The sequence below is a fragment of the Kitasatospora sp. NBC_00374 genome (assembly GCF_041434935.1).
In the GTDB taxonomy this organism is placed as follows: Bacteria; Actinomycetota; Actinomycetes; order Streptomycetales; family Streptomycetaceae; genus Kitasatospora.
Window position 1 is genome coordinate 275,831 of sequence record NZ_CP107964.1, and the last position, 20,875, is coordinate 296,705.

The following is a 20,875-nucleotide window of genomic DNA, read 5'->3' on the forward strand; positions in this document are numbered from 1 at the left end:
TCAACCACCTGACGACCACCCAGGCCGCCTGGGGCATCGTCGCCGGCGCCCCGCCCGCGCAGAACCTCGCCACGTTCCAGGCGGTGATGGCCGACGGAGCGGACGGTGCAACGCGCCGCGCCCGGCTGCGGGAACTTCTGTACACCCTGCGCCCCGAGTGGCAGCACCATGACATCGAACTCGGCCACAGCTACGAAGACGGTGCGACCCTTGCGGACGGCACACCCGCGAAGGAGCGCGACCCACTGGGCCTCGGCCATGCACCCGGCGCACGACCCGGCGATCGTGCCCCGCACGCGTGGTTCGAGCACAACGGAACGCGGACCACCACACACCGTCTGATCGAACCAGGCCGGTTCCTCCTCCTCACCGGCCGGAACGGTACGGCCTGGCCCGCGGCAGCGCGCCGCGCCATGCTTGGGATAGCCGCCTACGTCGTCGGATCCGACCTGGTCTGCGACCGCGACTGGCACGCCCTGTGCGAGATCAGCGACACCGGAGCGATCCTCATCCGCCCCGACGGGCACGTCGCGATGCGCGCCGTCGACGACACCGAAGCCGATGCGCTGTTGGACGGCGCCATCGCCGCGGCCCATGGCCACGCCATCTGAGAGCGAGGATGTGACGTGGCTCCTCCGGGTAGGTCTGACCCGTTACCGACCTCGGCTCGTCGGGGTGATGCTTCGCGAAGTCCCTGATGGGTTCGGAGCAGTGACTGTATGTCATGGTGTGTAGAGCCGCCGCAGACAGGTGCCCTCGACGGCGACCCCAGGATCTTGGAGTGCTCAGGGCAGAACCGGGAGATGCCGTCCTCGAACACCATCCCCCGCCCTCCTTCACCAGCTCCTTCGTCACCAGCCACCGCGCCGACGACATCCCCCTCCATCTCCTGCGTGGTAGCCGGCGGCGACGCCGGCTACATCGAGTACCCGAGCCAACCAGTACTGAGCGCGGAACCGGCCTGCCTATCCCTCATCGACCTCCTGGTCGATGGCTTCGTTGGCATGGTCGATCTCGGCCATGTGCTCCTCCGCCCAGGTCCGCAGCCCCGCAAGCGCGGCTTCCAGGGACAGCCCGAGTGCGGTGAGTCGGTAGAAGACCCGCGGCGGCACCGTCGGTTCGACCCGACGCGACACCAGCCCGTCGCGGGTCAGGCTTCGCAGCGTCACGGACAGCATCTTCTGCGAGACGCCGGGCATCCGGCGTCTCAGCTCTGCGAAGCGCACCTCGTCCGGTGCGGCATCGGCGAGCGTCTTGACGGCCATGGACGTCCACTTCGTACCGATACGGTCCAGCAACTGCCGTGTCGGGCAGTGGGGATCGAACAGATCGCCGCGTACCCCACGACCGGCGGCCCGGGCTCCTCGGGTGGTCACCTGTGGCTCACCACCTTCCCTGAAAGTGCCGTCTAGCAAGCGGTCGGACAGTTACCTATCGTTCTGTGGTCACCAATGGTAACCAGTCGGAGGAGCCGTCATGCCCGTCACCACCGCACACCAACTGCGCCGCATCGCGACGAATGGCGTCCAACTCAACGTCGCGATCGCCGGGGACGGACCCGCGGTTCTCCTGCTGCACGGCTTCCCGCACACCTGGCAACTCTGGAGCGGCATCATGGGCCGACTGGCCGGACGGTACCGGGTCATCGCCCCGGACCTGCGAGGCTTCGGTGCCAGTGCACGTGCCGTCGAGGGCTACGACGCAGGCACCCTAGCCGCCGACGCCGAAGGGCTGCTCGACGCACTCGGCGAGCCCTCGGCAGCGGTGGTCGGCATCGACGCGGGCACTGCCCCCGCCGTCCTGCTCGCGCTGCGCCGGCCCGGCCTCGTCCGGCGCCTGGTCGTGATGGAGGCACTGCTCGGCCGCCTGTCCGGAGCCGAACACGTCGTCGCGGGCGGCGCCCCGTGGTGGTTCGGCTTCCACGCCGTCCCCGGCCTCGCTGAGACCGTCCTGCCCGGCAACGAGGCCCCGTACATCGACTGGTTCCTCGACTCGGGGACGCTCGGGCGAGGAGTACCCGACGACATCCGTGCGGCCTTCGTTCACGCGTACACCGGGAGCGAGGCCCTTCGCTGCGCGTTCTCCTACTACCGGGCCCTGCCCACCAGCACGCAGCAGATCCAGGACGCCGTCGCGACGGCTCGGCTGACCATGCCCACCATGGCCGTCGGCTCTCACCCCGTCGGCACCGGGCTCGAACGCCAACTCCGTCCCATCGCCGATGACCTGGTCGGACACCATCTCCAGGACTGCGGCCACATCATCCCCCTCGACCGCCCCGACGCGTTGTTCGCGCTCCTTGCTCCCTTCCTATCCGCCGATCTGCCGAAGTGACTGGAGCGGGGCCGAAGGATCGCGGTCGGCGGTTCGGGCGTTCGTCCCAGCGGTGAGATGTCCAGGACCGCTCGGAGAACATCCTGCGACACCTTGAGTGGATGGCCCACCTGTCCTTCCCCTCGTAGCGTAGAGACCGTGACTGCAGGGGAAGTTGGGAGTCATGGCAGACAAGAGGCGGAAGTTCGACGCGGAGTTCCGCGAGGGGGCTGTGCGGATCGTCGCCGAGACCGGCAAGACGCTGGCCGAGGTGGCGAGGGACCTGGGGATCAACGAGACGACCCTGGCGACCTGGGTCTCGCGGGCCCGGCAAGCCGGTGGCACCGGGCCCGGGGAGGGTGAGGAGCTGGCGCGACTTCGCCGGGAGAACGCTCAACTGAAGCGGGACAACAAAGAGTTGGCGATGGAGCGTGATGTCCTCAAACGCTGCATGGTCCTGTGGGTGAAGTAGCTGTGGCGGACCCGGCGGAGCTCGTCGGGGTGATCAGCGACCAGAGGACCGAGTACGGCATCCCGCACACCGTCACCTGCCGGGCGCTCGGCGTGTCCCAGGCATGGTTCTACAAGTGGCGGCGGCGCCCGGCCGCGCCGACGAACCGGGAGGTCCGGCGGGCGAAGCTGATGGAGCGGATCACGCACTTCTTCCGCCGCTCGGGCGACACCTACGGCTCCCCGCGGATCACGCTGGACCTGTGGTCCGAGGGCTGGCAGGTGTCGGTGAACACGGTCGCCGAGCTCATGGCCGAGCTGGGGCTGCAGGGCCGCAAGCCGCCGCGCCGGCGCCGCTCGCTCACCCGGCAGGGCAAGCGCAAGGCCGCCCCTGACCTGGTGCGTCGCGGCTTTGACGCTGTCTCACCCAACGTGCTGTGGGTAGGCGATATGACCGAGATCGAGACCGGCGAGGGCGAGCTTTACCTCGCCACCGTCCTTGATCTTTTCTCACGTCGCCTGCTCGGCCATGCGATGGGCGCCCGCCACGACGCCGCCCTGGTCGCGGCATCGTTGCAGATGGCCGCGGCAACGCGCGGTGGGGTGGTGGACGGCGTGATCTTTCATAGCGACCGCGGCAGCGAAGGCGGATTCAGAGCGTGGTGGTGAACCGGGTGGTGTTCGGTGGGGTGGGTCGTGGATGCCTTGAGCGTTCATGCTGGCCGCTGGGCGGGTGTAGACGAACGGGCCTCTTGGTAGGAGTGCGGTTGTCGAGACCAACCCTCCGGCCCAGGAGGCCCGTTGCCGTACCACTTCACCATCCCTGTGCCGGTCGATGCCACTTCGGACACTCTGGCGTGTGACTGCTTCGTTCACCAGTACGGGGCGATCGCGGCGGGGCGGCGTGCGCCGCACTACCCGTCCGACATGACGGATGCGGAATGGGCCCAGGTCAAGGCCTCGATGCCGGTGCCGGCCTGGTTGGAGGGCCGGGGCGGACGCCCCGAGGCCCATTGCCACCGTGAGATGGTCGACGCAGTGCGCTACCTCGTCGACAACGGCGCGAAGTGGCGGGCGATGCCCGTCGACCTGCCTGCCCCGCGCAAGGTCTACGACTTCTTTCGCCGCTGGTCGCGCTACGGGTATGTGCGCGAGCTCTACCAGCGACTACGTCGCCTGCAGCGCGAGCGGGACGGACGGGTGGCCGAGCCGAGCGCGGGAATCATGGACGCGCAGTCGGTGGACGGCTCGGAGACCTGCCCCACCGCCACGCGCGGGATCGACGGCAACAAGCGGCGCGACGGACGCAAGCGCCACATCCTGACCGACACGGGCGGCCTGCTGCTGGAGGTCACCGTCACCGCCGCGAACGTGCACGATTCGGTGGCCGCCCCGGAACTGATCGACGCGTTCATGGCCGAGCCCGGACGCCTGCTGAAACTGGTCTGGGCGGACACCGCCTACCAGGGCCCGGCGCTGGCGGACGCGTTCGCGGCGCACGGGGTCAGGGTCGAGGTGGTCAAGCGCCCGGACGGGACCAGGGGATTCGTGGTGCTCGCGCGCAGGTGGGCGGTCGAGCGCACGCTGGGGTGGCTCTCGCGGGCCCGCCGTCTGAACCGCGATCACGAGCGCCGGCCCGACCACCACACGCAGATGGTGTGGTGGGCCGGCCTGATCACCCTGACGCGGAGGCTGGCGAAAGAGCGTCTGCACTGGCCGGAGTTCCGGCCCGAGCGCCTGGACCCGCGGCCGGCCTGAACAGGCCCCGCTCGCGCAAGAGCCAGCCGCGCGCCTCCAGCGCATAGGCACGATGGCGCACCTTCTCCACCTCGTTCAACCGCGCCGCGTCCCGGCCCAGCGCCCGGGTCAGCTCCTGCACCGTCACCGGCCCCGACGCGGCCAGGGCCGTCTCGAAGACCTGCCGGTAGGCCCCGCACAACACATCGGCCCCCAGCCCCGCCTGCCAGGTCGGCGGCCGGGCGTCATAGCCCTCCCGCAGCACCGGCCCCGTCGGCACCGCCCCGGCCATATGCACGGGTTCCTCCACCACGGTCGGCGCTGGTGACGCCCCGTCACCATCCCGGGCTGGGACTGCACCTTCGGCGAACATGCGCGCCACCTCCTCGCGGGCGATCCGCGCATGCTCCAGCCGCTGACGGGCTGCCTCCGCCTGCACCTCGGCCTCCCGCAACATCTCCAGCCAGGACTCCAGATCCTCCCACAACCAGACGAACCCTCCGCTGGTTGCCCGCAGCCGACCGCCCCGACACCGAGACCACTCGAAAGCTGCTGGTCATCGAGCTACAGACCGGTTCACCACCACGCTCTTAATCGAGTGCGAGAGTCCCGGTCCGGGTGATACAAGGTCTGTGTGACTGATCATCTCTACTTCCCCACCCTGCTGCGCATGATTGACGAGCGGTCCGCCGCGTTCCGCGCCGCCGTCGCCGCGGCCCCCAGCCTCGACGCCGACGTCCCGTCCTGCCCGGGCTGGACGCTGTACGACCTGGCGAACCACCTCAGTGAGGGGGACCGCTTCTGGGCCTACATCGTGCTGAACACCGCGCCGGGCGACGAGCGGCCGAGCAAGGACGGGCTGGCGGCGCCCAGGGAGCGCGAGGCCCTCATAACCTGGCTGGCCGACTCGACGGAGCAGCTGCTTACTGCTCTGCGCGAGGCCGGCCCGGACCGGGGCTGCTGGGCCTGGTGGGAGCCGCTGGCCTCGCCGCACGCGGTGGCCGCCGTGGCCCGCCGCCGCGTCCCGGAGTCGCTGATCCACACCTACGACGCCCAACTGGCCTCCGGTACCCCGCAGGAGCTGCCGACGACCGAGGCGGTCGACGCCATCGAGGAGTTCCTCGCCACCGTCTGCACCGGCACGGTCCCGTGGCCGGGCGAGCCCGCCACCATGGACTACCACGCAGCCGAGGCTGGCTCCTGGCGCCAGACGGTGGACGCCGCCGGTTCCCGCTTCACCCGCCTCACCGCGGCGGAGGCCGCCGAGAGCAAGCCCACCGCCGCCATCTACGGCACGGCGAGCGAGATGGCCCTGCTCATGTACATGCGCATCCCGGCCGGCTCGCTGCGGATGGAGGGCGACGCCGACCTGCTCCAGCAGCTGCAGGACTGGGGCTAAGACCGACCGGCAAATGGATCACTTGAGGCGTCGGGTGGTGGGGCGGCCGTCCCAGCGGTAGCGGCTCGTCGAGCGTCGGATGAGCATGCGGAGCGTGACGAGAGTGGCGGCGAGGTAGAGGTAGAAGTCCACGACCTCGCCGCTCCTCTCAGTACAGCGACGGAGCTTTCCGTAGCCGTTCATCCACGAGTGGGTGCGTTCTACCACCCAGCGTTTTCCGGCTTGGATCGGGGCGGGCACGCCCTTGCGTGCGATCTCGGCAGCGAAGCCCAACCCGGCTATCAGCAGACGGGACTTGGCGCTGTCGTAGCCGCGGTCGAGGTTGACGCTGACGGTCTCCGGCATCGCGCCGACCTGTGCCCGTGCCGCGTCCAGAGTGGGGCCGAGCAGGGGTGAATCGTGCCGGTCGGCCCCGTCGGAGACGATCCCGAGCGGGACACCACAGGCATCGGACGCGACGGAGCGTTTCAGCCCCTGCTTGCCCCGGTCCACCGGGGAGCGCCCGGCCTTGTCCCCACCGGACGGGGCCTTGGTGATGCAGCCGTCCACCGAGATCTCGCTCAGCCCGAGGCCGATCACGCGGTCGTAGGCCTCGAGTGCAAGGGCATGGACCTTCTCGGATATCCCCAGTTCAGCCCACTGCTTGACGCGGCGCCGGATGGTCCGGTCGGAGCATCCGGCGCCAGCGATCCGTTCGTAGCCGGAGCCATGGACCAGCGCGAGCACGACGTACTCGAAGACGGTCCGGTCTGGAACCCGTCGCCGGTGACAACCCAGCGGACGGCTCTCGGCGTATCCGTTCCGCACGGGCAGCAGAGCGGAAGTTGCTGAAGGCGACCAGCGTCCGCGTCGCGGAGGAGGACCTGGCCCTGATCGGTATCTGCGACGGCCCATTCATCAGACCGTCTCTCCTACCGCTTTCCGCGCTGCCGCGCGCTTTTGCGCCCCTTCGAGCGCGGCCTGCCGTCGCCTGTCGACTTCCGCAGGCCTCTGGTGGCCGCACTCGATGAGGTTGCCCGCCCTGTCGACGACTTCCGCGTAGCAGTCACCGTTCTCGATCCAAACGGCGACGTTCTCGATCCCCGCCGACCGGTCGTTGTCATCCACCCAGAAGGTTATGGAGAAGGCCAGCTCATCGCCGTTGTAGTCGGATCGAACCCGGAACGTCTCGTCCGGCCTGAGCCATCGATCCTCACCCAGTGGCTCAAGTCACATGACGAGCCAACCCTTGGGGTGCCTTCCCGCCCGAAGTTCGGCAACATCACCCTCTCGCCGTGGAGCGACTACGTCTGGGCGGACTGCTGGGTGGCCGGCGGGAACGTCGGCAATGCCGGCGATGTCTGGTACCGCACCGAGGACGTGTGGCAGAACGGGGGCGAGATCGGTGTGGGGGTGTCCTGGACGTTCGCACCGTTCGTGGACAACGCGGTGCGGTTCCACAACGTGCCCGGTCTGCCCCACTGCTGAACCAACCGGTGGACACACGGCGGCCCTGCGTACCGTTCCCGGTGCGCGGGGCCGCCCGCATGCTCTGACGCTCGGCTTTTGCCGGGGGTGGCCCATCGTCGTTGTGAGGTACGGGCGGGAAGACACCGGCCGATACGGCCACACGTCGGCGGATACACGGGACAGCGTCAGCGTTCCGGCCGGGACGCGGTCGGTGACTGTGCGGATCCTGCCGGGAGCCCGCGGTCAGGGGTGGATGGCGTGCTGCAGCATCTCCTGATAGGTGGACAAATCCGATGCGGGCGGCGCCTGGACGTCGACGGCGACCCCGAGGTCGAGGTAGGTGGTGGTCGTGGTGCGCGGGCCTTGGGAGGTGTTCTCGGCCTCCACGCGTTTGACCAGTTCTCCGTTGGCGCTGATCCAGAAGTCGGCGGTGACCGTGCTGGTGCCCTCGGCCGCCAGCGACTGGGCGACCTGTGCCCGCTCGTCGGTGGCGAGACCGGCGGCGTAGTAGTCGGTGGCGGGCATCCGGACCCGCAGGCGGGTGCTGCGGACCTTGCCGACGTCGGTGTCCCCGAGATTCTCCACCGTGCCCGAGGCACCGGCGCCGGTGAGGCCCGTGACGGGGTTGAGCTGTCGGCGGAGCCTGAGAAAGCCCCCGGCCGTGTTGAACGACGCCGCACGGTCGGCCCAGGCGTTGGCGGGCCGACCCTCGGGACCGTCGATACGGACCCACTTCAGGCCCGCCCAGGATGCGTCCTGATACGCGGCCCCGTCCACGACCCGTACGCCGGCGCCGAGATCGGCACGTATCTCCGGTGCCGCCCAACTCACCTTCGCGGACCTGCGCTGGATGCCGTCCGGCTGCTCGATGTCGATCCGCTCCACCGCGCTCTGGGCCCTGCCCATGGTCTCCGCGGCCCGGCGCAGCAGCTCCTGGGCGGACGGCCCCTTGGGGGTCCCGTCCGAACAGGCAGTCAACCCGCAGGCGAGGGCGAGAGTCACAACGGCGGCACAGGCCGCTGCTCGGGAGGTGCGCAAGGGTGTTTCCTCAGGTGGGAGGGGGTCGGCTGCCGAAGTATGACACGCAAGGGAACTGCTTCCCCGGGTGCGGGTGGGTGTATCCGTACGGAGACCGGCCCCGGTCCGCGGTGGGGCACCGCCGGGCGCGCGCCCGGCCGGCGCTCGCTCGGGGCCGTACGGCACGAGTACGGCGGAGACGGCGAGTTGGGGCCGCTCACGCGGATCCGATCACCGATCCGGGCGCCGACGCGGTGCTGTGCCGCACCAACGCCGACGCCCTGCGCTCAGGCCGTACTGGAGCTCAAGGCGGGCAAGCGCACCACCCACCCTGAGCTTTTCCTGTTCTCCTCCTGGGGCGAGGTGCAGGAGTACGTCGAGCAGGACAGTGCCGACTCCGACCTCAAGGCAACGTCCAACTCGTCGACACGCACGGCCCCGAGGCGATCCTCGCCGCTGCCCAGAGCCTCGCCCCCGAGGAGCATGCGCAAGTGGCGGTGTCGACTGCACACAAGGCCAAGGGCCGCGAGTGGGACACTGTGCGGATCGCCGGCGGGTTCGAGGCGCCGCCCTCGACGAGGACGGGATGCAGCTGCCGCTGTCCCTGCCCGAAGCACGACTGGCCTACGTCGCGGTCACCCGCGCCCCGCCGACACCTGGACATGGAATCCATGGCCTGGCTCAGCGCATACGAGAAGGCCTTCAGCTGCGGGCCCGGCGCGGGCGGGCGGCGCCTCGAACTCAGCCTCACCGGGCAGCTCAAGTACCTCGCCTCCCCCATGTCCCGGTTCAGGGAACAGCACCTGCCCGACGCCCGTCACGTGAGGGGTGACTACCTGGCCCGACTGCCCCAACTCCCCCGCCCTGTCCAGCCCATGGATGTCGCCCACCCGAAGTTCGCCGCGCTCGGCCACGCCGTCGACTACCGGCTGCGCCTGTCTTTGGGCCGGGAGACGGGAGGGGCGGTCACGAGCGGCGCCGAGGCCCTGCACCCGCGCTGAAAACTGCCCGGAGCACCGCACCGAAGGTCCGCACCGCCCTGCACACCGCCGGGCAGCAACTCCTCGACCTCATCCGGCGCCACCTGGACAGCGGCGGCACCTCTATTTGGACGAGGGCACACTCTCCCGGTTGTAACATCGCCGCCTACTTCGAGGACATCTACCGCATCGGACGGATATCACCGCTTCAGCTTCTTCGCCCGCACCGACGAACACACCACCCTGTGCAACCGCACCGGCGGCGGCACCGACCCGACCTTCCGACCGGGCGCGTGGCTGCGCGCATGCAGGACAAGGCCCGCACCAACGGAAAGCTCAGCCCCCAGCAGCTCGCCCTGCTGGACGCGCTGACCGCCCTCGCCCAGCAGGCGGTCACGTCGGCCCCGCCGGCTCCTGTCACCTGGTCCGCTGAGTGGTCGTGCGGCGCCTGTGGCGACGGGGGAGATGCCCAGTTCGAGGACGGCACGAGCGTGGCCGCCGACCACGACTGCGGCCAGGGCGACGGACCCGAGATCGGCTGGGAGGGCCGGGCCGAGTGCTCCGCCGGCGGCTGGTCCCTGGACACCGACTTCGCCGACGGCGAGTACGTCGAGTCGGACCACCACTGCGCCACCGGCCAGTAGCACACCGCCACAGGGGCGGCCCGACCACCGGGCCGCCCTTCACCCGTTCCCCCGCCGACCCGGAAGGCAGCACCCGCGATGACCGACTCCACCCGCCCCGACCCCGCCCCTGCCGCTGCGCCCGTACGGCTGGAGCTGTTCGCGTCCCGCGGCGGGCCCGTCCCGGCCCGCCGGCACCTGGGCCGGGCGATCCTCGACTCCCCGCTGGTGCGCGGCTCATCAGCCTGTGGCTGAGGGCTGGGTGCGCCCCGCGCGAGGTATCTCATCCGTCCTCGGTGCGACTCACCGACTGGAATCCGTGGCACTCCGGGCCTGAGGGCGGACGATGTATGTCGTGGATGTGACAATGACAGAAGTCTTCGCGTCGACTGCCGCCGTAACGATTCCGGTCCTGGCTCTTGCCGGAGCCATTGAGATGCGTGAGGCTTCGAAAAAGATCGCCCTCAGAGGGGGGAAGCTGCTAACTGCTCCTTTTCTCGCTAGTGCAGCTTGGGCTTTTTTGATTCTATTCAGCCTCGGCTGCGAGGCGGGGTGCTTTAAATTCCTTGGAAAATCCGAAGAGCAGCGGAGAAGTGCGCCATATTTTTTCGGTACGGATCCACGCTACGTCCTATGGTGTATTGCCGGGCTACTCTTCTTCTTGCTCTATTTCCCTGCCGTCAATGTGTTCGCTTCGGTCATGCGGATCGTGAGGGAGGAGCAGAGAAAGAAAAATCGGGCGTGGGACGACTCCGACCTCCATCACCTGGGCACCCGCGCCGTCGGCCGCTTCACCACGATCGCCCCCGACGCCACCCCCACTCCAGCCGACCCAAACGATCCTGAGGATCCCCGCGGGGACGTGTCGAGGCCAGGCCGTCGGCCTCCGGCTTGACGCGTCGAGGCTCTGCTGGAGGTGGGGTCGCCGCTGTACGAGGATTGGCCTCGGATGCCGTGGACAGCGGCTTCGTCGTGGCCGCGGGCGTCCCGCCGGAGGTGGCGGCCGAGGTCCGGGTACGGCGCGGCGCGTTGGTCCGCCCAGCCCTACCGGGCGCTCGCCGACACCGGCCCCGTCCTGCAGCCTGCGTACTGGCTCGGCATCCGCTCTCTTGGCCCGAGCACCTGGTCGACCGCGTTGCGCACCGGCGACGACGCGGTGCCCGACAACGGCCTGGCCAATCTCGCGGCTGGCACCTGGGAGCTCGGCCCGTGGGCCTGGCGGCGAGGGAGGTCATCAACCAGGGTGCCGTCCCGGCTGGACTCTTCTACCGTCCGGTGACCGCCTGGACTATCACCCCGCATGCGGCGACCGCGACCCCGAGCAGCGCCGCCCGGCGTTGGCCCCAGTCGGCAGCCCGCGTCCACCACGCCGCCCGGGCCTTCTTCGTGTGATCCATTCCGTCCATCCCCTCGAGTTCCCCGTGCCGGAGCGGCAATCGGGGTTGTACGGGTCGGTGGCAGCGGGGCCGCTGCACCCTGGTCACAGCACAGTCCCGAACCCATCGGGCTGCCTATTTCGCTCGTTAGGCATGTATGGGCGGACTTTCATTTGCAAAACGCGCGCACCACCCTTGTGTCGCAATGGAATTGGGCGTGGCAAGGCGGAGCTCCCGCTTCCCCCATCCCGCCGGTCCCTGTGTCCCTGTGTCCCTGCGGCCAGGTAATCGCTGACCGGAGCCGAGCGCCCCTTCACGTGGGCGTGGCGGTACTGCCGTCGCTCGGCCCCTGTTATCCGTACCCCCACGGCCCGGGGTGTCGGGAGCGGCCGGGGCCGGTGGAGGGGCGTGGCGTGATGGCCGTCAGGAGCGCGGGATGCCCCGAGGTGCGGGCGGTCCGCCCATGTGCACCGGCAAGGCCTGTGAGGGTCCGTCACAGCCTCGGCGCGGCCCGGCGGTAACCGTCGACTGCCGGGCCCGGTTGCAGCCGGTCGACGACCTGCTGCGAACCGCCGCGACCAAGCCGGCGTGCTCCCACCGGGGCCCTGACTACGCTGTCATGACGGCATGTCAGAATCCCCCGCATGGTCGAGAACACGGGGATGAACACATACCAGCGCCTGGCCGTCCGGCTGCACGAACTCGGCATGATCACCCGCCAGAAGGCGGACGAGTCGGGCGCGTACACCGCCGACTGGGGCGAGCCCCACCCGAACCGGCGCACCGAGGAGCTGACCGAGGTGCTCGAGGTCTGCGACGTGGCCCTGCAGGCCCACGGCGAGGACGTCGACTTCGCCGAGGGCGCCTACGCCGGCATCTTCGAGGACGCGGAGCGGATGATCGGCGGCGCGGTCACCGTCACGGACGTGGAACTGATCGGCGAGATCGGCTCGCCGCGGGATCTCGACTTCAAGGTCAACGGCGAGCCCAAGTCCTGGCGGATCGAGCAGGAGTCCGACGACTACCTCGACCTGGGCGCCGTCGAGGAGGGCATCTCGGACCTCGTCCCGGGCGGCGACGACCCGCGGGTCTTCCACTGCGTCCCCGGCGACGGCGCCTGCGCCGACGACTACTACCTGCTGGCCACCCCCGGGCAGGCGGCGGCGCTGCGCGACGAGTTCGACCTGCGCATCGAGGTCCGCGGCGCGGACGGACTGCCCACCCACGAGCAGTAGCCCCACCCCGAGCCGGGCCGCCCGCCACTGTCAGGTCCGCCATGCCATCGGACGCCCATCCGCCAGCCGATCAGGCAGACCGGCAACACAGCCCAGCGGGCCGGGGCCAGCTTGCTGTGGGTGGGACCCGCGGTGAGCAGGTCTGTCCCACCGCGAGCACGGGATGGGGATTTTCTCTGGGATGGACCAGCGGCGAGCGTCTCGGTGTGTTCCAGGATCTCGCCGATCACGGCTTCGATGGCTCCGGATCTGACGCCGCCTCCCGCCTCGGCGAACGAGGACGCCCCGCGCGCCGCGTTCATGATCCCCACCACGACCGGCAAAGGCAGGTCCCTTTCGACGTGAGCAAGAAGGTCAAAGGCCGCAAGCGGTTCATCGTCGCCGACACCCTCGGCCTGCTTCTGGCCGTGCACGTTGTCGCGGCCAGCGTCCAGGACCGCGACGGCGCCCGCCGCCTGCTGCTGGACCCGGCTCGACCGCCCTGGTGTCCGGAAGATCTGGCGGACCAGGGCTTCGCCGGCCGCCTCGTCGACCGGACCACCCAGATCCTCCGCCGTCAGCCGGCGCGCACCACCGGGCCCACGCCGCCCTCAACTCCTCGTACGGGGCTGCGCCGTCTCCCGGCGAGGCCCGCGCAAGGGCCCGACACCGCCTGCTGGGAGGATCTCCGGCATGGACTCCCCGCTCCGCGTCCTCCACGTCCTGGGCCACCGCTCGTTCGCCGAGATCGGTCAGCCTGTCCTGGCCGTCCCCGACGAGGGGCGCGGCCTGCTCGCCGTCGCGGGTGAGCGCGGGTTCGCCCAGACAGCGACGGTCGCGGTGTACGGCACGGGGAACCTTGCCTGCCGGGCCGTGCTCCGTACGCGTTTCCCGGTGCACGCGCTGGCCTTCCATCCCACGGCGCCCCTGCTTGCGGTCGGCACCGGGGAGTACGACGGCGGCTACTTCTTCGAGGGCGAGCTGCTCCTCCTCGACTGGGGGCAGGGGTGTCCAACTCGTAGGCCGGCGCCGTGACCCTGTGCCCGTTCGGTTCGCCCGACCCCTCCAGAGCCCGTGCCGGATCTCGGGACCGGAGAATCGGCTGATTCAGCGTCAGGCTGACGTTCCCGTGGGCCCTGCACTACGGTGGTGAACCGTCTGGGGGGAGGACATGGTTGGGCAGCTCCGACGCCCGGAACGGCGACCGGACGCGAGACCGCGACACCGAGCCGAGCGCCGGGTGGGATCGGGAGGCGCGGATGTGCCCGTACCCCGGGGGGCGGCCCTTCGGTGCCGCCGTCCGGCTTCCCTCGTAGCCGGAAGCCCGACCGCGAACAACAGCTCGACGCCTCGACGGCCGAGCCGGGACGTTTCCCGCTCGACTCACGAGATCGGCCGGTCAAATCCCACTCAGACCTCGGTCCAGGGCACGGAACTCACACTGGTGGGCTGTGGGGAAGGCCGTCTGCGCGGTCACAGGTGTCGTTGCTGCCGCCGCTTGGCGTCGTCGTAGGCCCGGCGGGCCTCGGCGGTGGCCTGGCGGGTGGAGACCTCGGCGACCGGGACCTCCCACCAGGCGGACGCGGTGACCGCCGGAGCGACGTCGTCGGGGGCTGCCGCCGCCGCGGTCTCGACGTACACGGCGGTGGGGCGGTCGGCGGCGCGGGCGGTGCGCAGGGCGTGGCGGAGCTGCTCGACGGTGTCGGCCCGCAGGACCTCCAGGCCGAGGCTGGCCATGTTGGCCGCGAGGTCGATCGGCAGCGGGTCACCGGTGTAGCCGCCGTCCGGCGCCCGGTAGCGGTACGCCGTTCCGTAGCGTTCGGCGCCGACCGCCTCGGAGAGGTTGCCGATCGAGGCGTAGCCGTGGTTCTGCACCAGCACCGGGATGATCTTGATGCGCTCCTGGACGGCGGTGACCAGCTCGGTCGGCATCATCAGGTAGGTGCCGTCGCCGACCAGCGCGAAGACCTCCCGGTCGGGGGCGGCCAGCCGGACGCCGAGCGCGGCCGGGATCTCGTACCCCATGCAGGAGTAGCCGTACTCGACGTGGTACTGCCGCGGATCGCGGGCCCGCCACAGCCGGTGCAGGTCGCCGGGGAGCGAACCGGCCGCGTTGACCAGCACGTCGCGTTCGGCGAGGGTCTCCTGGAGCACACCGAGCAGCTGGGTCTGGGTGGGGCGGGCAGCCGGGTCCGGGGCGTGGTAAGCCCGGTCGACCAGGCGCTGCCAGGTACGGGCGGCGCCGGCGCACACCTCCCGGTGCTCCCGGTCGACCCGGTGGCCGGCCAGGTGGGCGGTGAGCTGCTCCAGTCCGCTGCGGGCGTCGGCCACCAGCGGCTCGCCGGCCAGCTTGTGGGCGTCCGGCGCGGCGATGTTGAGGTTGACGAAGCGGACGCCGGGCGAACCGAACAGAGTGGCGGAGGCGGTGGTGAAGTCTGTCCAGCGGGTACCGACACCGATCACCAGGTCGGCCCGGGCCGCGGCGGCGTTGGCCGCCGTGGTTCCGGTGTGGCCGACCGCACCGAGCTGCGCGGGGTGGTCCCAGGGCAGCGAGCCCTTGCCGGACTGCGTCTCGGCAACCGGCAGGCCGGTCGCCTCGACGAGGGAGGCCAGGGCCGCCTCGGCCCCGCTGTGGTGGACACCACCGCCCGCCACGAGCAGCGGCCGGCGGGCGGCCCTGATCAGCTCGGCGGCCCGGGCCAGCTCCCCGGCGTCCGGCTGCGGACGGCGGATCCGCCAGAGACGGTCGGCGAAGAAGGCCGCCGGCCAGTCGTACGCCTCGGCCTGGACGTCCTGCGGGACGGCGAGCGTCACCGCCCCCGTGTCGACCGGGTCGGTCAGCACCCGCATGGCGTGCAGCGCCGCGTCGATGAGCATCTCCGGGCGCCAGATCCGGTCGAAGTAGCGGGAGACCGGGCGCAGCGCGTCGTTGACCGTCAGGTCGCCCGAGGCCGGTGACTCCAGCTGCTGGAGGACCGGGTCGGCGGGGCGCGTCGCGAAGACGTCGCCGGGCAGCAGCAGGACCGGCAGCCGGTTGACGGTGGCCAGGGCGGCGCCGGTGACCAGGTTGGTGGCGCCGGGGCCGATCGAGGTGGTGACGGCGTGGGTGGCGGCCCGGCCGCGCTGGCGGGCGAAGCCGACGGCGGCGTGCACCATCGCCTGCTCGTTGCGGCCCTGCAGGAACGGCATGCCGTCCGGGCCGTCCTGCCCGGCCTGCCGCAGCGCCTGCCCGAGACCCGCCACGTTGCCGTGGCCGAAGATGCCCCAGCAGGCCGCGATCAGCCGCTGCCGGTGGCCGTCGCGTTCGGTGAACTGGTGGGCGAGGAAGCGCACCAGCGCCTGGGCGGTGGTCAGGCGGACGGCGGCGCCGGGCGCCTCGGGACTGGCGGCGGTCATCGCTCGGGGCCTTCCGTCGGTGCGGGTACAGGTGCTGGTGCGGGTGTTGCTGCTCCGCGGGCGGGTGCGGTGTACAGCGGCAGCCGCGGGTCAGGGGCCTGGCCGGTCCAGGTCTGCCGGACCCAGGCGTGGGCGGGGTCGTCGCAGATCAGCCAGGCACGGGTGGCGCCGGGCCCGGCCATCGCGTTGAGGTAGTACATGTCGTACCCGGGCGCCGCCATCGACGGGCCGTGATAGCCGTCGGGCACGAGCACCGCGTCGCCGGTTCGGACCTCGGCGAGCAGGTCCGAACGGGTGCGGTCGCCGGACGGGTAGACCCGGTGGTAGCCACTGCCGGGCGTGCCGGCAGGGGAGTCGGCGATGGTGAACCAGTAGATCTCCTCCAGCCGGCTCTCCTCGCCCGGACGCTCCCGGTCGTGCCGGTGCGGCGGGTACGAGGACCAGTTCCCGGCCGGGGTGAGCACCTCGACGGCGATCAGCCGGTCGGTGGCGAAGGCGTCCACCCCGGCGAAGTTGTTGACCTGCCGGGTGCTGCTCCCGGTGCCGCGGATCTCCACCGGGACCTCGTCCGCCGGTCCGTGACGGAAGGCCAGCCGCCGCTCGCACCGGGCCCCGGTGAGGGCGAACCGTCCACCGGCCGCGCTGGTGACGGTGGCCGTGCTGTCGCGCGGCAGGTAGGCGAAGTCACTGACGGCACGGAACACGTCGGGCCGCCCGTGCAGGTCCAGCGTCCGGCCGTCGCAGGTGACCCGGGCCGCACCGGAGAGCGGCAGCACGATCCACTCGCTGTCCCCGGTGTCGAATGTCCGGGATGCGCCGGGCGCCAGGTCGAGGATCCGCAGCGAGGTGTAGGTCCAGCCGGCGGTCGCCGGGTCGATCCGGCAGCGGTAGCCGTCGCGGGTGGCGGACCCGTCGGGCAGGTGCAGCCGTACGGGGCCGGGGCCGGGCGCGTCCGCAGGCACGGTGCCTCCTGATGGTGTCGGGGGTGGTGGGTGAGTGCCGGTCAGCGCTCCAGCAGCGAGACGGCGGTGTCGATGGCGCCCGCGACGTCGCCGTCCGGCGGGTACAGCAGGGTGCGGCCGATCATCAGGCCGCGGATCTGGGGGATCCGCAGCGCGCGTCGCCACGATGCGAAGAGCGCGTCGCGGTCGCCGCCGCCCTCGCCGCCGAGCAGCATCGCGGGCAGGGTGGTGGAGGCCATCATCCGCTCCATGTCCTCGACCACCGGTACTTTGAGCCAGGTGTGGGCGGTGGTGCGGCCGAGGCCCTGGGCGATGTTGTTGGCCCACATCTGGTCGTCCGCGGTGAGCCGGTTGACCACCCGGCCGCCCTCCCGGTGGGAGCTGAACGGCTCAACCATGGCGATCAGGCCGCGTTCGTTCAGCTGGTCGACGGCGTGGGCGGCGCTCTCCAGAGTGGTGGCGGTGCCGTGGTCGCCGGGGTCGAGGCGCAGCAGCAGCTTGCCGCCGTCCAGGCCCGCCTCGGCGATGCCGCGGGCGTCGTAGCCGGTGAAGCGGTCGTCGAGTTCGAAAGCGGCGCCGGGCAGACCGCCGCGGTTCATCGAGCCGAGCACCAGTTTGCCGTCGAGGGCGCCGAGCAGGGCGAGGTCCTCCACCAGGTCGGCGGTGCCGAGGAAGCCGTCCACACCCGGGCGGGCGAGTGCCTCGATGCAGCGGGCGAGCAGTTCGTGCCGGTCGCCCATCGCGGTCGGGGAGCCGCCGGCCGCCAGCGCGCCGCGCGCCGGGTGGTCGGCGGCCAGGACGAACAGCGGCCGGGCCAGCGCCGTCCGGTCGAAGCGCGGGCGCAGCAGCAGGGCCTCGGCGACGGCCTGCGGGTTGGTCACCCGGAGCTCCGTCAGGTGGCCCAGGTCGGGGCGGTGGCGGGCGGCCAGAGCGAGCGGGCCGGGGTCTGCGGTCACGGGCTCACGTCCCGGGGTCGGTGGGCGGCCAGGGTGAAGGCGCGGGGTGGTACGGACAGTGGCGGGTCCTGCGGGTGGCGGCGGGCGTTGCGCCAGAGCAACTCGGTCACCTCGTGCGGCTCGGGCATGTCGTCGGCGCAGGCGAGCCGCCCGGCGACCAGTGCGCCGGCGGCGTTGGCGGTCTCGACGACCTCCCGCAGCGGGCGGCCGGCGAGCAGCCCGGCGGCGAGCGCGCCGCCGAAGGCGTCGCCCGCGCCCAGGCCGTTGACCACCCGGACGGTGATCGGCTCGACCACGACCTCCTCGGTGGGGGTGCGGGCCAGCACGCCGTGCGGGCCCTGCTTGATGACGGCGAGCCGTACCCCGCTGGCCAGCAGCAGATCGGCGGCCTTGTCGGGGTCGCGGGTGCCGACGGCGACCTTGGCCTCGTCGCGGTTGCCGACGGCGACGGTGGCCAGCTCCAGCGCCCGTGCGTACCAGTGCCGGGCGTCCTCGGGACGGGACCAGAACGAGGGCCGCCAGTCCAGGTCGAGCACGGTGTCGGCGCCGGGCGCGCGCAGCGCCGCAACCTCCAGGGTGGTGGTCCTGGACGGTTCGACGGCCAGGCCGCCGCCGGTGATCCAGATCATCCGGGCCCGGGCGAAGGCCGCGAGGTCGAGGTCCTCGCAGGTCAGGCACTGGTCCGGGGCGATCGGGGCACGGTAGAACAGGATCGGGAAGTCGTCCGGCGGGTGGATCTCGCAGAACACCACCGGGGTCTGCCGGCCCGTCACCGTCACCACCTGGCTGTCGTCGACTCCGAAGCGGCGCAGCGCGGTGCGCACGTACGGCGCGAAGCGGTCGTCGCCGACGCCGGTGGCGACCGCCGTGCGCAGGCCATGGCGGGCGGCGGCGACGGCCACGTTGGTGGCGGTGCCGCCGAGCGACCGGGCGAAGGTCTCGACCTCGGCGAGCGGCACACCGGTCTGCTGGGGGTAGAGGTCGACGCCGACCCGGCCCAGGGTGATCAGGTCGTGGGGGCGGTTCATACGGCCGGTGTCCCCTCGGGCTCCAGGGCGAGCAGGAAGTCCAGGCTCGCCCGTACGTCGGCGGCCGGCCCGGCGCCCGGCACGGGTGCGCCGGTGAGCACGGTGTCCTGCTCCATCACGTACCAGCCGCGGTAGCCGGCGCGCTCCAGAGCCGGGACCAGCGCGGCGATGTCCACGTCGCCCTGGCCGAGCGGCCGGTAGAGGCCGGAGGCGACGGCCTTGGCGTAGCCGACCTCGCCGGACCTGACCCGGGCGGCGGCCTCGGCGTCGACGTCCTTGAGGTGGACGTGGGCGATCCGGCCGGCGGCCCGGCGGGCGAGGTCGACCGGGTCGGTACCGCCGGCCAGCAGGTGGCCGGTGTCCAGGCAGAGCGGCGCGTCGCCGCCGTCCAGGACGCGCTGGACCTCCTCGGCGCGTTCCACCATGGTCCCGATGTGCGGGTGGAGGGTGGCGGTGACGCCTTCGGCGGCGGCCAGCCCGACGATCGCGGCCAGGTTGGCGAGCAGGGTGCGCCAGCCGACGGCGTCCAGCGCCGGACGGTCGTCGTAGCCGTCCCGGCCCGTGGCGGCGGCCAGCACCAGGGTGCCCGCGCCGCAGCCGGCCAGCGCCCGCAGCGCGGTCCGGACAGCGGGCAGCGGGTCGCGATCGGGCTCGTGCAGCACGACCGGGACGAAGCCGCCCACCGCGGCCAGACCGTACGAGCGCAGGGTGGCGGCCCGCTCTGCGGGGTCGGCCGGCAGGAAGCCGTCCGGGCCGAACTCGGTCGCGGCCAGGCCGAGTCCGGCCATCTCCGCGAGGACCCGGTCGGCGGACAGTTGGTGGCCCCAGCCGGGGACCTCGCACACGCCCCAGGAGATCGGCGCGGCCGCCAGCCGGGGCCGCAGCGCAGCGGTCGTCGGCTGCCCGGTCATCGGGCCACCTCCTGTGCGGGCAGGGCCCGCAGGGCCGCGGCGGAGCGCACGCTGTCGACGGCCACCGGCACGCCGCGTGCGCGGGACAGCTCGCAGGCCTCGGCGGCGAGCAGCGCCTCAAGTGCGTCGTGGCCGGTGCAGGGGCTCGGGCGGCGGCCTCGGGCGACGTCCAGGAAGATGTCGAGCTCGGTCAGGTAGGCGTCGTGGAAGCGGCTGAGGAAGTCGGGCCACGGCTGCTTCGGCGCGGCGGGACCGGAGGGTTCGGCCGAGGTGAGCGGGGTGCGCCCGTCCAAACCGACGGTGATCTGGGCCAGGCTGCCGCTGACCTCCATCCGCACGTCGTACCCGGCGCCGTTGTAGCGGGTGCCGGTGCAGCTGACCAGGGTGCCGTCGTCCAGGGTGAGCAGCGCGGCGGCGGTGTCGACGTCGCCGGCGGCGGAGAAGAACGGCTCGCCGCGGTTGGAGCCGGTCGCGTACACCTGGAGGATCTCCCGGCCGGTCACCCAGCGGACCGCGTCGAAGTCGTGCACGAGGCAGTCCCGATACAGGCCGCCGGAGGTGGGCACGTAGCCGGGCGGCGGGGGCGCCGGGTCGGCGGTCACCGTCCGCAGGGTGTGCACGAAGCCGAGCTCGCCGGAGCGGTAGGCGGCGTGGGCCGCGGCGTACCCGGCGTCGAATCGGCGCTGGAAACCCATCTGCAGGATGGTGCCGTTGCGTTCCACCTCGCGCAGGGCGCTGATGGTGCCCGCCAGGTCGCTGGCGATGGGCTTCTCGCAGTACGTCGGCAGCCCGGCCCGGGAGGCGCGGACGATCAGGTCGGCGTGGGCGTCGGTGGCGGTGGCGACGACCACCGCGTCCGGACCGGCGGCGAGCACGGCGCCGACCGTGCCGAGCGCAACGACCTCGGCGCCGCCGGCGCCGGCGGTCAGCTGGGCGGCCGCGTCCAGGGCGCGGTCCGGGTCGGCGTCGGCGAGCAGCAACTCGGTGACGGCCGGGTGGTGGGCGAGGGTGGAGGCGTGGAAGAGGCCGATGCGGCCTGTACCGAGGAGACCGACACGCATGGG

25 protein-coding genes are annotated in these 20,875 nt (G+C 71.7%); 14 read left to right on the forward strand and 11 right to left on the reverse strand.

The features are described 5' to 3' along the window. The first annotated feature begins 86 nt into the window (after positions 1-86). Positions 87-611 (forward strand): hypothetical protein, encoded by a 525-nt coding sequence (locus tag OG871_RS01325; RefSeq protein ID WP_371503189.1) that lies wholly within the window; start codon positions 87-89, stop codon positions 609-611. Positions 612-965: 354 nt separating this feature from the next. On the opposite strand, the gene OG871_RS01330 is transcribed toward OG871_RS01325, so the two are convergent. Beyond that, on the reverse strand, positions 966-1,376 hold the full coding sequence (locus OG871_RS01330; RefSeq protein WP_371493655.1) for a winged helix-turn-helix transcriptional regulator: 411 nt from the start codon (positions 1,374-1,376) through the stop codon (positions 966-968). 100 nt (positions 1,377-1,476) lie between these two features. Between OG871_RS01330 and OG871_RS01335 the strand changes: the two genes are divergently transcribed. From OG871_RS01335 to OG871_RS01350, 4 genes are all read left to right on the forward strand, one after another. Continuing rightward, complete coding sequence (locus tag OG871_RS01335; RefSeq protein WP_371493656.1) at positions 1,477-2,334, forward strand: alpha/beta fold hydrolase; 858 nt, start codon at positions 1,477-1,479, stop codon at positions 2,332-2,334. 163 nt (positions 2,335-2,497) lie between these two features. Continuing rightward, the gene (locus OG871_RS01340) at positions 2,498-2,785 is read left to right on the forward strand and encodes a transposase (RefSeq protein WP_371493657.1); all 288 of its coding nucleotides are present in this window, start codon (positions 2,498-2,500) and stop codon (positions 2,783-2,785) included. Positions 2,786-2,787: 2 nt separating this feature from the next. Next, positions 2,788-3,432, forward strand: a complete 645-nt coding sequence (locus OG871_RS01345) for an IS3 family transposase (RefSeq protein ID WP_371493658.1) — start codon at positions 2,788-2,790, stop codon at positions 3,430-3,432. A gap of 132 nt (positions 3,433-3,564) precedes the next feature. Further along, entirely contained in the window at positions 3,565-4,521 is a 957-nt protein-coding gene (locus OG871_RS01350; RefSeq protein ID WP_371493659.1) for an IS5 family transposase, read from the forward strand. On the opposite strand, the gene OG871_RS01355 is transcribed toward OG871_RS01350, so the two are convergent. Then, positions 4,439-4,987: a hypothetical protein gene (locus OG871_RS01355; RefSeq protein WP_371493660.1), complete on the reverse strand. Its 549-nt coding sequence runs from the start codon at positions 4,985-4,987 to the stop codon at positions 4,439-4,441. The genes OG871_RS01350 and OG871_RS01355 overlap by 83 nt on opposite strands. Before the next feature lie 147 nt (positions 4,988-5,134). On the opposite strand from OG871_RS01355, the gene OG871_RS01360 reads away from it, so the two are divergent. Beyond that, the gene (locus tag OG871_RS01360) at positions 5,135-5,899 is read left to right on the forward strand and encodes a maleylpyruvate isomerase family mycothiol-dependent enzyme (RefSeq protein ID WP_371493663.1); all 765 of its coding nucleotides are present in this window, start codon (positions 5,135-5,137) and stop codon (positions 5,897-5,899) included. Between the two features lie 18 nt (positions 5,900-5,917). On the opposite strand, the gene OG871_RS01365 is transcribed toward OG871_RS01360, so the two are convergent. Next, positions 5,918-6,715 (reverse strand): IS5 family transposase, encoded by a 798-nt coding sequence (locus OG871_RS01365; protein ID WP_371503190.1) that lies wholly within the window; start codon positions 6,713-6,715, stop codon positions 5,918-5,920. 81 nt (positions 6,716-6,796) lie between these two features. Beyond that, positions 6,797-7,006 carry a hypothetical protein gene (locus OG871_RS01370; RefSeq protein ID WP_371493664.1) on the reverse strand — a complete coding sequence of 70 codons (210 nt, stop codon included), beginning with the start codon at positions 7,004-7,006 and terminating at the stop codon, positions 6,797-6,799. Between the two features lie 126 nt (positions 7,007-7,132). Here OG871_RS01370 and OG871_RS01375 point away from each other — a divergent pair, with 126 nt between their 5' ends. Continuing rightward, a complete protein-coding gene (locus tag OG871_RS01375) occupies positions 7,133-7,366 on the forward strand; it encodes a hypothetical protein (RefSeq protein WP_371493665.1) in 234 nt (77 codons plus the stop codon). Between the two features lie 225 nt (positions 7,367-7,591). On the opposite strand, the gene OG871_RS01380 is transcribed toward OG871_RS01375, so the two are convergent. Further along, positions 7,592-8,386 (reverse strand): hypothetical protein, encoded by a 795-nt coding sequence (locus OG871_RS01380; RefSeq protein WP_371493667.1) that lies wholly within the window; start codon positions 8,384-8,386, stop codon positions 7,592-7,594. 650 nt (positions 8,387-9,036) lie between these two features. On the opposite strand from OG871_RS01380, the gene OG871_RS01385 reads away from it, so the two are divergent. The 7 genes from OG871_RS01385 (at position 9,037) to OG871_RS01415 (ending at position 13,593) form a co-directional block, all read left to right on the forward strand. Further along, complete coding sequence (locus OG871_RS01385; protein ID WP_371493668.1) at positions 9,037-9,366, forward strand: hypothetical protein; 330 nt, start codon at positions 9,037-9,039, stop codon at positions 9,364-9,366. 272 nt (positions 9,367-9,638) lie between these two features. Beyond that, on the forward strand, positions 9,639-9,989 hold the full coding sequence (locus OG871_RS01390) for a hypothetical protein (protein ID WP_371493670.1): 351 nt from the start codon (positions 9,639-9,641) through the stop codon (positions 9,987-9,989). A gap of 78 nt (positions 9,990-10,067) precedes the next feature. Then, positions 10,068-10,223, forward strand: coding sequence for a hypothetical protein (locus tag OG871_RS01395; protein WP_371493671.1), 156 nt, complete (start codon positions 10,068-10,070; stop codon positions 10,221-10,223). Positions 10,224-10,323: 100 nt separating this feature from the next. Continuing rightward, on the forward strand, positions 10,324-10,863 hold the full coding sequence (locus OG871_RS01400; RefSeq protein WP_371493672.1) for a hypothetical protein: 540 nt from the start codon (positions 10,324-10,326) through the stop codon (positions 10,861-10,863). Between the two features lie 1,125 nt (positions 10,864-11,988). After that, positions 11,989-12,579, forward strand: coding sequence for a hypothetical protein (locus tag OG871_RS01405; protein WP_371493673.1), 591 nt, complete (start codon positions 11,989-11,991; stop codon positions 12,577-12,579). Positions 12,580-12,620: 41 nt separating this feature from the next. Beyond that, positions 12,621-13,367 carry a transposase gene (locus tag OG871_RS01410; RefSeq protein WP_371493674.1) on the forward strand — a complete coding sequence of 249 codons (747 nt, stop codon included), beginning with the start codon at positions 12,621-12,623 and terminating at the stop codon, positions 13,365-13,367. Continuing rightward, the gene (locus OG871_RS01415) at positions 13,252-13,593 is read left to right on the forward strand and encodes a hypothetical protein (protein WP_371503530.1); all 342 of its coding nucleotides are present in this window, start codon (positions 13,252-13,254) and stop codon (positions 13,591-13,593) included. The genes OG871_RS01410 and OG871_RS01415 overlap by 116 nt, the downstream gene beginning before the upstream one ends. A gap of 438 nt (positions 13,594-14,031) precedes the next feature. On the opposite strand, the gene iolD is transcribed toward OG871_RS01415, so the two are convergent. Genes iolD through OG871_RS01445 form a run of 6 tightly spaced genes read right to left on the reverse strand, consistent with a single transcriptional unit; the run spans position 14,032 to position 20,872 of the window. Beyond that, positions 14,032-15,954, reverse strand: a complete 1,923-nt coding sequence (gene iolD / locus OG871_RS01420) for a 3D-(3,5/4)-trihydroxycyclohexane-1,2-dione acylhydrolase (decyclizing) (RefSeq protein ID WP_371493675.1) — start codon at positions 15,952-15,954, stop codon at positions 14,032-14,034. Continuing rightward, the gene (iolB, locus tag OG871_RS01425) at positions 15,951-16,916 is read right to left on the reverse strand and encodes a 5-deoxy-glucuronate isomerase (RefSeq protein WP_371493676.1); all 966 of its coding nucleotides are present in this window, start codon (positions 16,914-16,916) and stop codon (positions 15,951-15,953) included. The genes iolD and iolB overlap by 4 nt, the downstream gene beginning before the upstream one ends. Before the next feature lie 41 nt (positions 16,917-16,957). Then, positions 16,958-17,872: a deoxyribose-phosphate aldolase gene (locus OG871_RS01430; protein WP_371493677.1), complete on the reverse strand. Its 915-nt coding sequence runs from the start codon at positions 17,870-17,872 to the stop codon at positions 16,958-16,960. Beyond that, on the reverse strand, positions 17,869-18,900 hold the full coding sequence (gene iolC, locus OG871_RS01435; protein WP_371493678.1) for a 5-dehydro-2-deoxygluconokinase: 1,032 nt from the start codon (positions 18,898-18,900) through the stop codon (positions 17,869-17,871). Before iolC ends, OG871_RS01430 begins: the two co-directional genes overlap by 4 nt. Continuing rightward, complete coding sequence (locus tag OG871_RS01440; protein ID WP_371493679.1) at positions 18,897-19,811, reverse strand: TIM barrel protein; 915 nt, start codon at positions 19,809-19,811, stop codon at positions 18,897-18,899. The genes iolC and OG871_RS01440 overlap by 4 nt, the downstream gene beginning before the upstream one ends. Next, positions 19,808-20,872 carry a Gfo/Idh/MocA family oxidoreductase gene (locus tag OG871_RS01445; protein WP_371493680.1) on the reverse strand — a complete coding sequence of 355 codons (1,065 nt, stop codon included), beginning with the start codon at positions 20,870-20,872 and terminating at the stop codon, positions 19,808-19,810. Before OG871_RS01445 ends, OG871_RS01440 begins: the two co-directional genes overlap by 4 nt. Positions 20,873-20,875 lie beyond the last annotated feature (3 nt).